Origin of the sequence: Lysinibacillus sp. NPDC097231, assembly GCF_044761885.1 — a bacterium.
In the GTDB taxonomy this organism is placed as follows: domain Bacteria; phylum Bacillota; class Bacilli; order Bacillales_A; family Planococcaceae; genus Lysinibacillus.
In genome coordinates this window covers 13,033-25,485 of the sequence record NZ_JBIWDH010000020.1, presented here as the reverse complement: position 1 = coordinate 25,485, position 12,453 = coordinate 13,033, and the positions used below count along the sequence as shown (strand labels likewise).

Here is a 12,453-nt window from a genome sequence, read left to right as displayed (position 1 = left end):
CAATTAATGAGCCTCTTTAAATCCATACTTTTTAAATACATTCATCGCTTCATCACTTTGTAAAAAGTTATAGAAATCTTCCACTTCTTTTGTATATTTACTATTTTTTATAATACCTACTGCATAAATAATAGGTGTATGTGTATCATCATTTGCAACAGAAACGATATCTACTTTTTCTGATGAAAGGGCATCGGTTTTATAAACTATACCTGCATCAACATTTTCTGTTTCTGCGTAAGTAAGTACTTGACGAACATCTTTTGTATACACCATTTTGGATTCTATCGCTTCCCAAAGTTGCATAGTTTTCAAAGTTTCAACACCATACTGTCCAGCAGGAACTGTTTCTGGTGTACCAAGAGCAATTTTTCCTGCTTGTTTTAAGCCTTCAAAGGATTGAATATGTTTTTCATTCTTTTTTGGAACAATTAATACTAAGTCGTTAGCTAAAAGATTCGTTCCCTGTTTTTTATCGATAATCCCTTTTTCTACAAGCGTATCGAATTTATCTTGTGCTGCTGAAAAGAAAAGGTCTACAGGAGCGCCCTGTAAAATTTGTTGTTGTAAAGCACCTGAACCGCCAAAGTTATAGAGGATTTTTATCGTATCATGTTCTTTTTTATAAGTTGCTTTAAGTTCTTCTAAGGCATCTTGCAAACTAGCAGCTGCAGAAATCGTTATTTCAACTGGTTCGTTTGTTTTCGTATTTCTTTCTTGGTTACCACAACCAGCCAATATGCCAACTAGTAGTAACAGTATAACAAAGAAACTATAAAATTTTTTCACATTAATCTTACTCCTTTTATAACTCGTTATAACAAGACATAACTAATTATAATAAGTTATAGATAAAAAGGAAATGCTTCATTGAGAAAAATTGTCAAGATGTTAAAAGAGGGTTAAATACGTTACCATAGAAAGAAGAGATTATAGGAGGGATTTTTTTAATGTCACAAGAACAATCCTATACGATAGAAGAGGTTGCACAACTATTAAAGGTTTCAAAATTAACTATTTATGATTTGGTGAAAAAGGGAGACTTGCCTGTTTTTCGTGTAGGTCGACAAATGCGTGTGGATACAACGGATTTGCAATTATATATTCAAAAGCGAAAAACGGGAGCAACGCCTTCTTTGACGCCCTCATCGACAGCCACTCTTACGAAAAACAATAAAATTATTATTAGTGGGCAAGATTTAGTATTAGATTTGTTAGGAAAGTATATAGAGAAAAAACATTCCAATAAAGTATTGCGTTCACATGAAGGTAGCTTTAATGGTGTCATGGCGATGTATAACGGAGAATGTGATATTGCTAGTTTACATATGTATGACGGAGATTCAGGGGACTACAATACGCCTTATTTAAAAAAGATTTTTGTGAGTCATGCATATATTCTCATCAATATAATTTCACGTAGAGCGGGCTTCTATGTTCAAAAAGGGAACCCATTGCAAATTCAGTCATTTGATGATTTTAAGACCAAGTCATTGAAATTAATGAATCGTGAGAAAGGCTCAGGTGCTCGGATTTTATTAGATGAGCAATTGCGCATTCATCACATATCTCCTTCCACAATTGAAGGGTATCAACATGAAGGAATGAGCCATATTGACGTAGCTTCTACTGTGGCAAATGGGCACGCAGATATTGGAATAGGGATAGAAAAAATCGCCAAACTCATAAATGTCGATTTTATTCCACTTGTGTTAGAACGTTATGATATTGTCTTATTAAAAACACCTGACAATTTACAACTGATTAACACTGTGAAAGCGATTTTGACTTCAGCAGATTTCCAATCAGAAGTAGCTGCATTAGGTGATTATGACTTAACTCAGACGGGTCATGTGATCTATGAAACGCTTTAATCATTAGTTGTTATATCCAATGATCAAAGGTGGTCAAACGATTATTTTGGACATTCATGAAAAAGTTACTCGAAAGAGAAAGGATAGGTGGTCAGATTGAATATTTGGAATAGTATTGTGCTTATGTTAAGTGTCGTTTTTTCAAGTATATTGATTCGCACTTTGTATCGCTTTTTTGTAAAAAAGAAAGTACCAACTATGACCTATACACCCTTTGATGATGCTATGAATGGAGAAATGAAAAATGACAATTGAACGATTAAGGGAGTGGGTGCAATCCTCAAATAATACGGTGATTTTAACAGGTGCTGGCATGTCAACCGAAAGTGGTATTCCAGACTTCCGTTCAGCATCAGGTTGGTGGAATAATATTGATCCTCGAACAGTAGCTACTACGGATGCATTGACACAGAATTATTCATTATTTTACGAATTTTATAAAATACGGATTGAAAATTTAGAAAAAGCAGCGCCACATGAAGGTCATAAAATTCTAGCTGACTGGGAAAAGCGAGGGAAAGTTTTATTAGTGGCTACACAAAATGTGGACGGTTTTCATCAATTGGCTGGAAGTCAAAAAGTAGAGGAATTACATGGCTCGATACGTTCCATTCGTTGTCATCGTTGTCAGCAAGCTGCTTCAATGGATAACTTTTTGAACAAGGTGAGTTGCTCACATTGCGGTGGTAAACTACGTCCAAATGTAGTGCTTTTTGGAGAAGGTTTGCCACAAGCAAGCTGGCACAAGACGATGGAGGCGATGAAAGCAGCTGAGCTTGTACTTGTCATCGGTACAAGCCTCGAAGTGTATCCTGTGAATCAACTCCCAATGATGACAAGAGGTAAAACCGTGTATATTAATTTAGATATTTCACAGCATGCAACTCAATTTGATATAACGATTGAGGGGAAAATAAAAGAAGTCTTGCAACAATTGCAAGTTTAAAAGAAAGGCGCCCTTGGAAAATTAAGAGGCGCCTAAAACATTTGTGGTAAAAATTCCTTCATAAAGCGTTGATTTTTACGCAACCATATTTTCAAAATCATACGATGCGTTAGTAGTCGTTGCCTTTTATGTGGTCTAGCTTTGGCCTCTATTAAACTTTGCAGTAGAATACATGTTTCTGTTGCAAATGCTTGAGGATCAACAAGGACATCTAGCTTATAATCAATTAACTGAACTGCCTGCACTTTTGCAAGTAATTGGGCAAAATGAATGTTCATCTCTGAATAGTTTTCGTCCAATTCTAGATCAATCAATGTATATAAAGTTCGTTCAATGTCAGTTTCGAGTAGTTGTAATTGTTCTGGTGTTGGCAGTGTCAAAAAATCACCTCATTTTTAAACCAATAAAAATCCGAGTGTCGCGCAAAGTATTCCGATTAAAACGGTAGTACATATATAAGTAATGGCTTGTCTCCATTTTTTCTGTTCAAAGAGCTGCAAGGATTCAAAGCCGAATGTAGAAAATGTCGTATAGGCCCCTAAAAACCCAATACCGATAAAATGCCAAAGCCAATCACTTAGGTGTAAAGCAAATAGAAAGCCGAGAGCAAAAGACCCTGTTATATTAATGAAAAATGTAACCCATGGATATGTATGAACAATCCATTTCCCTAGATAAAATCTCGTTAGCGCACCTAAAAATCCACCAATACCAATAAGAATCATAAAATGCGCCCCTTTGCTAATCTAATCCCCAGCCATGCAAAAACTAGACCGCCGAAAACACTCACTACAATATAGAGAACGGCTTGTAGATACTCACTATTTTGTAGGAGTAATAGTAACTCTAAAGAAAATGTCGAAAAGGTTGTAAAGGCACCCAAAAAGCCTGTACCAATTCCTAAAACAACAGGCGTTCGCTTTGTAAAAGTAGTAAAAAGCCATGCTAAGCAAAAGCAGCCAACTAAGTTAATACAAAGTGTTGTAAATGGGAAACCGCCTGAATTTGGAAGTATAAGACTAAGGCTATATCGACCGATAGCGCCCAGAAATCCACCAATTCCAACAGTTAAAAATGATTTCAAATGTTAGTCCTCCTTAAAACTTTATCCCGCATAAACGGACAGTAATTTATCTGCTTAGATTATCCTCCTCAACATTCAAAGAAAATAAAGAGGTTAATTCGTAGTTTAACTGCCCGGAATACATGATTGATGAAGACTAATGAACAGAGGGGATCAAGAAAATCCCTACCGATTAAGTTTCACTTTATATAAAGATTTTATCATGAGATGTAGTTTATTGAAAATGTCGTTTAGCTATCACTAAATTACCTATCTATAACGTCTAAAATATTATGTTTATATAACAATATAACTATAGTGAAAACAGTTTTTGGAAAGTCTGAAATGCAAGACTAAAGAATGAATTTTCTGATTTTTCTATAAATTAATTCGTATTTCATTGATTAGTAGAGTTTTTGAAGATTAAAATAGATATATATATTTATTGTCTTTCATAAATATATATAAATCAATTGGGGGTGTTTTTTTATGAAAAAAACAATAACATTATTTGTAGCAATGCTTGTGATGTTGGTTATTTTATCCGCTTGTAACAATGATACAGATGAAAAAGGGGCAGCAACAGAGAAGGATATAGGCTCACTTATTATTACTGGTGATACTGTGACAGAGCAAGGGGGATGTGTTCTAGCTAGTCGATTTTCGCCAGGAGATAAAATTATTTTCCGTAATAATGTTCTAGATGGAGTGACAAATGAGCAAGTAAAGGATGCGAAGGTACAAGTTCATCTTTCTACTGGGGAAACACTTGATATGCAATATGGGAAGCATGGCGACGATAATTTTTGGGTAGTTGCCTATCCTGTAACTAAAGATACACCAACGGGAACAATTGATTATTCAGTTACAGCTGAATATAAAGAGAAAAAGGGAGAATATAAGCCATTTAATGTAGCTCCTTCATTATTAACGATTGTGTCCGAAGAGGTGGCAACGGCTCCGAAGGAAGAACCAGTTTCAGCGGAGGTGGACCAGACTACTGTCGAAACAAATCAAAATGTGAATGTAATTGGTAAAAATTTTGAGTTTCACGGTCCAAAGGGAGAAAAAAATTTTTTTGTAAAAGCGGGAGAGGAAGTAACACTAACATTAAAATCTGAAGAAGGTGCACATGGCATCACTGTGGAGGGGTTAGATGTTAGTTTAGACAAGGATGGAACTGTGAAATTTACAGCTGAAAAAGCTGGAGAATATAATATGATGTGCAATGTTTTTTGTGGTGCCGGTCATGGTGATATGACAGCTAAACTAGTAGTTGTTCAATAAAGGAGGGTTTTTATGAAGCAGCGTAAATTAAAAACGCCTTTGCTCACCATTGTTGTCATGATGAGTTTAATGTTAATAGCTTGTTCTGATAAAGAGGAGCAAGCTATTAATGAACAGCAGACATCATCAGTTAACGACAACGGCGAAAAACAAGAAACAACGCAAGAAAAATTACTAAACAATATTACATTATCTAAATCCCGTGGTTTTGTCCGAGATGAGGTTACATTTGATGTAACGAATTTACAAGCAAATCAGCCAGTTGAATTAGTGTGGAATTCTATAAGTGGAGAGTATGTCATTGAGGATTTGTATGCGGTCATTGGACCAAAGTTTACAGAAAAAGAAATCATTTTACAGCAAGGTACCGCAGATTCGACAGGGAAATGGTCTGGAAAGTTTACTGTACCTGAAGGCTTTGGTGGGGATTTTACATTATGGGTTAAGCAGGAAGATAAAAAAATTGGACAAGTTGGTTACACTGTAGATCCATCCTTTGTTATGGAGCCTAAATCTGGCCCTGTAGGTACAGAAATCACCATCAAAATGGAGGGTCTTGGATGGAGCACATATATGCGTAATTGGCAATTAACGTATGATAATAAATATACAGGACTAATTACTGGAATTTCAACGAACGGAACAGCAGAAGCAAAAATTCGTGCGGCTGGATCTGTTGGTGAACATGCTATTCGTCTTCGTACAGGGTACTTAGGTATGCAGTATATTAATTATTTACAGTCACCATATCCAGACAAACCAGCACCAGATTTCATGTTTACAATTACTGATGGTGTTGCACCAACTATTACCAATCATGTCGAAGTAGTACCAGTTGCAGCATCTAATGGTGCTGAGATGCCAAAACTAAAACAAGCAGAAGGTGTAAAGGTTGAGCTAAGTAAAAATGAGGGAATTGTAGATGAACCTATGACACTGACATCTTCAGGTTTACCAAAGGAGACGGAAATAGAGCTTATTTGGAATACAATGAAAGGAAGTCGCGTTAGTGGTAATGGCTTTGGAGAGGAAACAACAGTATTAGGAAAAGTTAAAACGGATGAAAAAGGGGATTTAAAGCATGACTTTAAAGTGCCTGATGATTTAGGAGGTATACCTCATCGTCTAGATTTGGCTGTAGAAGGAAAAGTCTATGGTCAGGCATATTTGCGAATCTTACCTTCAATCGTGGATTTCTCCCCAAAATCAGGTCCAGTTGGTACAAAAATTACCATTACCATTAAAGGTGGTGGCTGGACTGAGTTTGATAACGCCTATTATCTAACGTATGATAATGCCTATACAGGTTATTTGTGTGCTTTTAATAGCCAAGGTGATTTAACGTTTGATGTGATTGCAACAGGGGATATAGGATACCATTTAATAGATTTATATCCTGGGATTTATAAGCAACAGGAAAAGGAAACAGATATGACATTAATTCCGCAATTAACCTATTCCACTGATCATCCTGGTTCAGCGATGCCTGCTATTCGATTAGCTTTTGAGGTCATAAAGTAGCATTTCATTGCTTTAAAGCGCTAATTATTTCCTAAAAAACGAAAAAAATAACAGTATGGTAGTTGACAAATATTTCTATAGTGTGATAACCTTCAAGAACACTATAACAAATTAAGCGAAGGAGGGCATGACAATGTTAATTTTATCAGTTTCAAATCAAAGCACATCTGCATACATTGTTCATGCCTAACGTTGTATTTTATATTGCAATAAAAGGCATGGGTTACACCTTGCCTTTTATAAAGAGACACATGCTCTTTTTTGGGGTATGTGTCTTTTTGTTGCAAAAAAGTTGTAGTGATTACAAAAAAAGGGAGTGTATGTAGTATGCGAAACACAGTACAAAAGATGATTTTCAAAAAGGAATTTCTAGATAGTGGGTAGCAAGGCTCAACAGCACTGGAGAAAGAAGGTTATAATGTATGTTTGATGTTTTAAGTAAATTAAGTTGGTTTTTCAAGAAATACTGGAAGCAATATACAGTGGCCATTATATTATTAATGGTTGCCAGTGGTTTAGAAGTTGTTCCACCGTATTTACTTGGTTCAATTATTGATATCTTGACTGCTGGAGAAATGACAACAGCTCTTTTAACGAAGTATATTTTGATTTTCGTTTGTATCATATTTGGTGGATATGTCCTTAATTTTGTGTGGCAATTCAGATTATTTGAAGGGGCTATTAACCTAGAGAAAATTTTACGTCGGAACCTCATGCAGCATTTCCTGCGTATGACGCCAACGTTTTATGAAAAAAATCGCACTGGAGATTTAATGGCTCGTGCAACAAATGATTTAAACGCAGTGTCACTAACTGCTGGCTTTGGGATTATGACCCTGATTGATTCCACAATCTATATGGGTTGTATTATTTTTGCCATGGGTTTTATGATTTCGTGGAAGCTTACATTTTTTGCAATGCTACCTGTACCGATAATGGCCATCCTTATTCAATATTTAGGGAAAATTGTACACGAACGCTATATGAAGGCACAGGATGTTTTCGGAGAGCTGAATGATAGTGTTTTAGAGTCCGTTGCAGGTGTGCGAGTTGTACGTGCATATGTGCAAGAAAAAAAGGATGAGGCAAGTTTTGCAGATATGAGTGAGGTTGTGTATGAAAAAAACATGCATACCGCAAAAATTAACGCCTTATTTGGACCGATTACAAAGATCGGTACTGGAATTAGTTATGTTGTAGCACTTGGCTACGGTGCCCATTTAGTTGCGACTGAGGCAATGACAGTTGGGCAGCTTGTAACATTCAATGTTTACTTAGGGCTAGCTGTCTGGCCAATATTTGCCATTGGAGAACTTATTAATGTGATGCAACAAGGTAACGCTTCTCTTGATCGTGTACAAGAAACGCTTAACTATGAAGCGGATGTTCAAAATATTACGAATCCACAGATGATTGCGACACCAAGTGCGATTGGCTTTGATGATTTAACATTCCAATATCCGATGAGTCAGGTGAAAAACCTCCAGCAAATTTCGTTGTCGTTGAAGAAAGGTCAGACACTTGGGATTGTTGGTAAAACGGGAGCGGGAAAAACGACTTTCCTGCGACAATTATTACGCGAGTATCCAATCGGTGGGGGACAGCTATCGATTGATGGGGTCGATATTACTGCACAAACGAAAGAGCAGTTACTCGACTGGATTGGCTATGTGCCACAGGATCATGTTCTATTCTCACGTACTATTCGTGAAAATATTTTGTTTGGGAAAGAAGATGCTACACAGGCTGAATTACAGCAGGCGGTTCGTGCAGCATACTTTGAAAAAGATTTAGATAATTTACCGATGGGTCTAGAGACGCTTGTTGGAGAGAAGGGTGTATCACTTTCGGGTGGACAAAAGCAACGCGTGTCAATAGCACGTGCTCTTATTAAAGACCCTGAAATTTTAATGCTTGATGACTCGCTTTCTGCCGTAGATGCTAAGACAGAAGCAAAAATTATTGAAAATATACAGCGCGAACGACAAGATAAAACGACGATTATTACAACGCATCGTTTATCAGGAATTCAGCATGCCGATTTAATTATCGTGCTTGATGAAGGCCAAATTGTAGAGCAGGGAACACATGAGCAGCTTCTTTCACAACAAGGATGGTATAAAGAGCAATTTGACCGTCAGCAGCTAGAAGGAGGTGCCTCATGAGTACGAGTCAACGTTTAACACGCTATGCAATGTATTTTAAAAAACCGATACTACTTGGATTATTTTTCTTAACAATCGCCGTTTTTACGGAGCTTGTTGGGCCGTTTATTGCGAAGCACATCATTGATAATTACATGACAATTGGCCGCATTGAATTAAAACCAATCACTTGGCTATTACTTGTATATTTACTTTTAGCGATAGCTACAGCTGTTTTACGATATTTTATGTATATTTATTTACAAATGGGTGCCAACCGTGTTGTACAAAAATTACGTAAGGATGTATTTGGCCATATTCAAACATTGCCAATTCAATACTTCGATAATTTACCAGCAGGGAAAATTGTAGCCCGTGTAACGAATGATACCGAGGCTGTTCGTAATTTATATGTTCAGGTACTGTCCAACTTCGCTACGAGCTTTATTTCTATTGTGGGCGTATATATCGCACTTTTCATTTTAAACTGGAAAATGGCATTCCTGGCATTGACTATGGTTCCAGTCGTTTATTTATGGATGATTTTATACCGTAAAGTTGCTTCGAAATATAATGATGTTATCAGAACAAAAATTGCCGATATTAACGCAATGATTAATGAATCGATTCAAGGGATGACGATTATTCAAGCATTCCGTCGTGAGCAGCAAATGACGAAGGAATTTGATGATATGAATAATGAGCATTATGCCTATGAACGCAAGCTTCTTTTCCTTGATTCTGCAACTTCCTTTAACCTTGTTAATACATTAAGACTGACTATGTTTACTATCTTTATTTTTTACTTTGGTACGCAGTCATTTACAGCAACGGAAGTTATTTCTGCGGGGACATTATATGCCTTTGTCGATTATTTAACAAAATTATTTAATCCAATAACAAATATCGTCAATCAATTTTCACAGCTTGAGCGCTCGCTTGTTGCAGGAAAGCGTGTCTTTGAGGTGTTAGATACTAATGGAGAGCCAGTATCTGAAAAAAGTTTACCTAGATATAAAGGAAATGTGGTGTTCGAAGATGTTTCCTTTGCCTATAAAAATGATGAATATGTATTGAAAAATCTATCATTTGAAGCACACCAAGGTGAAACAATTGCCTTAGTAGGTCATACAGGGTCTGGGAAAAGTTCCATTATGAACTTATTGTTCCGCTTCTATGATCCATCTAGAGGTAAAATTACGATTGACGGGGTTGATATTACGTCGGTTCCGCGTCAAACAATGCGTGAACATATGGGTATTGTTCTTCAGGACCCATACTTATTTACAGGAACCATTGCTTCAAATGTTAGTCTAAATAATCCTAAAATTTCACGCGAAAAGATAGAAGATTCATTAAAGGCGGTTGGTGGGGAGCGTGTATTAGCGAACTTGCCAAATGGCTATGATGAGCCGGTTATTGAGAAGGGTAGCACATTGTCATCTGGGCAGCGCCAGCTAATTTCCTTTGCGCGTGCTCTTGCCTTTGACCCTGCTATTTTAATATTAGATGAAGCTACTTCGAATATTGATACGGAAACAGAGGAGATTATTCAGCATGCGATGGATGTGCTGAAAAAAGGTCGTACAACATTCATCATCGCTCACCGACTTTCCACTATTAAAAATGCAGATCGTATTCTTGTATTAGATCAAGGTAAGATTGTAGAGCGTGGTACACACGATGAGCTATTAGAAGAGGGCGGTATTTACGAGAAGATGTATCAAATGCAGGCTAATTCATTGCAACAATAATCATTTGAATGGTTGTCTCCAAGATGATTAATAGATGTTTCTAATTCAATTGAATAGTATGAAAGAAGCCCCGCTTTATAAAAAATTATTAAAAGTCAAGAAAATGTTTAAAATCATTTACAATTAAGTAAGCAAATAAAATGTCACACATTTTATAAGGCAAAAGAGAGGATAGATGAACAGGATTAAAATACCTGTATTCATCTATCCTTTTTGTACAGCAAGGATCAACCGTTGCATCAGTTCCTTTTCGATAACTTCATGTATTTTCTTTGTGCATTATCAACATTTCGATTTGGTTTTACTTTACGATAATCCATTTCATTATCATTATTGAGGGTAGGTTTGACATTCTTACTATTCTCTTTTTGCTTATACGTCAGATTATAATTTAAAACACGAACCTTTGTACTTATTAATATTATGGATTTATAGATACAAAAGACTGTTTTCTTTAAAACAGTGTATATTATACCAATATTTGTTATGATTTATTGTGTAAATGGAATATATTTCATTTACACAGAAGTCCATAAACTCCTAGACCCTACATAAATATACTGCAAAATAAGACACAGCCTTTTTTAATTAAAATCGCTAAAGAAAGGAAGAAATCAATGAAAAAATTATTTACCTCTTTCGTATCATTAGTCTTAATTTTTAGTATGGTGGGAAATGTTTTTGCAGAAAGCAATAAAGTTAATTATGAATACTCAAGTGCATTGGTACAAGTTCTCCAATTAGATGAAATATTCGTTGGAGCCGTTGGAGTGGATGGGGAATTTCTTGTTTTAAATCAGCAAAAAGCAATTGATAATGGTATTTCATCCGATAAGATAAAAGAAGCAAAAGAAAAAATTAAAGAATATAATAAAATAACCAAAGACGTTCTGGAAATTTCACCCTTATTAAGTTTCGTTGGAAATCAAATTCAATTTGATGAAATAGAATCTGAAAAAAAGGGAGTTTCTAAGGAACTCATAAATTCAACAAAAAGTGATATAGAAAAGATTAATAAAAGAAGCAGTTAATGGTATCTCTACTTATGCTGCTTCTTGTGGAGGAACAAATAAGTACGAAGATCGTTTTTATGGTTATGATACGTACTTCGATAGTTGTATTACTACTAAAATTATAGGTTTATTGACAATTGCAGCAGGGATGGTAACAATTGCAGCTGTAATAACTGTGGCTATAAACCCTCCTGCGGGGATTGCTGTGGGAATTGCTGCCGGCTTACTTGGTATTGGAGCGGGTGCGTTAACATTTGCTAGTGCAAATGGATGTGGAATTTATATAAGATGGTCTTTTGATACGCCTATCTGGACAGGTTCACAATGTTAAAAAGTTAGTAATTAAAGGAGAGAAAAAAGGTGTCTGTGTTCCTACTTGCAAAAATACTTGGCGGTCTTGGAATTGTGTTGAATTTAATAATTTTATTCTTTAAAAAAGAGAAGAAAAAAGATGATAAGTATCTAATTTTCACACTTCTGCTAATTATTATTTCTGTTAACATTTCTATCTGGGTTATAGCAGGAGCTAATTCCTAAAGGAAAAAGAAAGGTGGATCCGTTAAATGGGATCCACTTTTTCTTTTAGAAAGATATTGAATGTCAATCTATTGCTTATCTAAAAGCTACTATTACCTTTTGCAATGAAGTCATCCACATTACCTGAACCCCCTTCAATACTAGCCTTTGCCATAGCACCTAAAACACTAGCAGATGTTTCCGAAAATGTACCGAAGAATGTAAAACCTACTAGATAAAGGGCCACCCTTGTCATTACTGCCTTTTCGTTTGAATCACTAGTTATTATATACAGTAATTTATACATTGTTGTATTCACAATTTTTGGGCTATAT

At 35.9% G+C, this 12,453-nt stretch carries 15 protein-coding genes; 10 read left to right on the top strand and 5 right to left on the bottom strand.

Annotated elements, in window-relative coordinates; translation table 11 throughout:
• Positions 1-3: 3 nt before the first annotated feature.
• Positions 4-789 carry a molybdate ABC transporter substrate-binding protein gene (modA, locus tag ACIQXF_RS13190; protein ID WP_402783572.1) on the bottom strand — a complete coding sequence of 262 codons (786 nt, stop codon included), beginning with the start codon at positions 787-789 and terminating at the stop codon, positions 4-6.
• 161 nt (positions 790-950) lie between these two features.
• Between modA and ACIQXF_RS13185 the strand changes: the two genes are divergently transcribed.
• The 3 genes from ACIQXF_RS13185 to ACIQXF_RS13175 all read left to right on the top strand — a co-directional run bounded on the left by ACIQXF_RS13185 (position 951) and on the right by ACIQXF_RS13175 (position 2,820).
• The gene (locus ACIQXF_RS13185; RefSeq protein WP_402783570.1) at positions 951-1,874 is read left to right on the top strand and encodes a substrate-binding domain-containing protein; all 924 of its coding nucleotides are present in this window, start codon (positions 951-953) and stop codon (positions 1,872-1,874) included.
• A 123-nt stretch (positions 1,875-1,997) separates the two neighbouring features.
• A complete protein-coding gene (locus ACIQXF_RS13180) occupies positions 1,998-2,129 on the top strand; it encodes a DUF3951 domain-containing protein (RefSeq protein ID WP_402783629.1) in 132 nt (43 codons plus the stop codon).
• Positions 2,119-2,820, top strand: a complete 702-nt coding sequence (locus ACIQXF_RS13175; RefSeq protein WP_402783569.1) for an SIR2 family NAD-dependent protein deacylase — start codon at positions 2,119-2,121, stop codon at positions 2,818-2,820. The genes ACIQXF_RS13180 and ACIQXF_RS13175 overlap by 11 nt, the downstream gene beginning before the upstream one ends.
• 32 nt (positions 2,821-2,852) lie before the next feature.
• On the opposite strand, the gene ACIQXF_RS13170 is transcribed toward ACIQXF_RS13175, so the two are convergent.
• Genes ACIQXF_RS13170 through crcB form a run of 3 tightly spaced genes read right to left on the bottom strand, consistent with a single transcriptional unit; the run spans position 2,853 to position 3,904 of the window.
• Positions 2,853-3,200 (bottom strand): hypothetical protein, encoded by a 348-nt coding sequence (locus tag ACIQXF_RS13170; RefSeq protein ID WP_402783567.1) that lies wholly within the window; start codon positions 3,198-3,200, stop codon positions 2,853-2,855.
• A gap of 15 nt (positions 3,201-3,215) precedes the next feature.
• Complete coding sequence (locus ACIQXF_RS13165) at positions 3,216-3,545, bottom strand: fluoride efflux transporter FluC (RefSeq protein ID WP_402783565.1); 330 nt, start codon at positions 3,543-3,545, stop codon at positions 3,216-3,218.
• Positions 3,542-3,904: a fluoride efflux transporter CrcB gene (gene crcB, locus ACIQXF_RS13160; RefSeq protein ID WP_402783563.1), complete on the bottom strand. Its 363-nt coding sequence runs from the start codon at positions 3,902-3,904 to the stop codon at positions 3,542-3,544. The genes ACIQXF_RS13165 and crcB overlap by 4 nt, the downstream gene beginning before the upstream one ends.
• A gap of 468 nt (positions 3,905-4,372) precedes the next feature.
• Between crcB and ACIQXF_RS13155 the strand changes: the two genes are divergently transcribed.
• The 7 genes from ACIQXF_RS13155 to ACIQXF_RS13125 all read left to right on the top strand — a co-directional run bounded on the left by ACIQXF_RS13155 (position 4,373) and on the right by ACIQXF_RS13125 (position 12,139).
• The gene (locus ACIQXF_RS13155) at positions 4,373-5,170 is read left to right on the top strand and encodes a cupredoxin domain-containing protein (RefSeq protein ID WP_402783561.1); all 798 of its coding nucleotides are present in this window, start codon (positions 4,373-4,375) and stop codon (positions 5,168-5,170) included.
• 12 nt (positions 5,171-5,182) lie between these two features.
• A complete protein-coding gene (locus ACIQXF_RS13150; RefSeq protein ID WP_402783559.1) occupies positions 5,183-6,691 on the top strand; it encodes a hypothetical protein in 1,509 nt (502 codons plus the stop codon).
• Between the two features lie 422 nt (positions 6,692-7,113).
• Positions 7,114-8,856 (top strand): ABC transporter ATP-binding protein, encoded by a 1,743-nt coding sequence (locus tag ACIQXF_RS13145; RefSeq protein ID WP_402783557.1) that lies wholly within the window; start codon positions 7,114-7,116, stop codon positions 8,854-8,856.
• Positions 8,853-10,589: an ABC transporter ATP-binding protein gene (locus tag ACIQXF_RS13140; RefSeq protein WP_402783555.1), complete on the top strand. Its 1,737-nt coding sequence runs from the start codon at positions 8,853-8,855 to the stop codon at positions 10,587-10,589. The genes ACIQXF_RS13145 and ACIQXF_RS13140 overlap by 4 nt, the downstream gene beginning before the upstream one ends.
• Positions 10,590-11,206: 617 nt before the next feature.
• Positions 11,207-11,620 carry a hypothetical protein gene (locus ACIQXF_RS13135; RefSeq protein ID WP_402783553.1) on the top strand — a complete coding sequence of 138 codons (414 nt, stop codon included), beginning with the start codon at positions 11,207-11,209 and terminating at the stop codon, positions 11,618-11,620.
• A gap of 112 nt (positions 11,621-11,732) precedes the next feature.
• A complete protein-coding gene (locus ACIQXF_RS13130) occupies positions 11,733-11,933 on the top strand; it encodes a hypothetical protein (protein ID WP_402783551.1) in 201 nt (66 codons plus the stop codon).
• Positions 11,934-11,962: 29 nt separating this feature from the next.
• Positions 11,963-12,139 carry a hypothetical protein gene (locus tag ACIQXF_RS13125; RefSeq protein ID WP_402783549.1) on the top strand — a complete coding sequence of 59 codons (177 nt, stop codon included), beginning with the start codon at positions 11,963-11,965 and terminating at the stop codon, positions 12,137-12,139.
• 79 nt (positions 12,140-12,218) lie between these two features.
• Here the strand turns inward: ACIQXF_RS13125 and ACIQXF_RS13120 are convergent, their stop codons facing one another.
• Positions 12,219-12,437 carry a hypothetical protein gene (locus ACIQXF_RS13120; RefSeq protein ID WP_402783547.1) on the bottom strand — a complete coding sequence of 73 codons (219 nt, stop codon included), beginning with the start codon at positions 12,435-12,437 and terminating at the stop codon, positions 12,219-12,221.
• Positions 12,438-12,453: the final 16 nt, after the last annotated feature.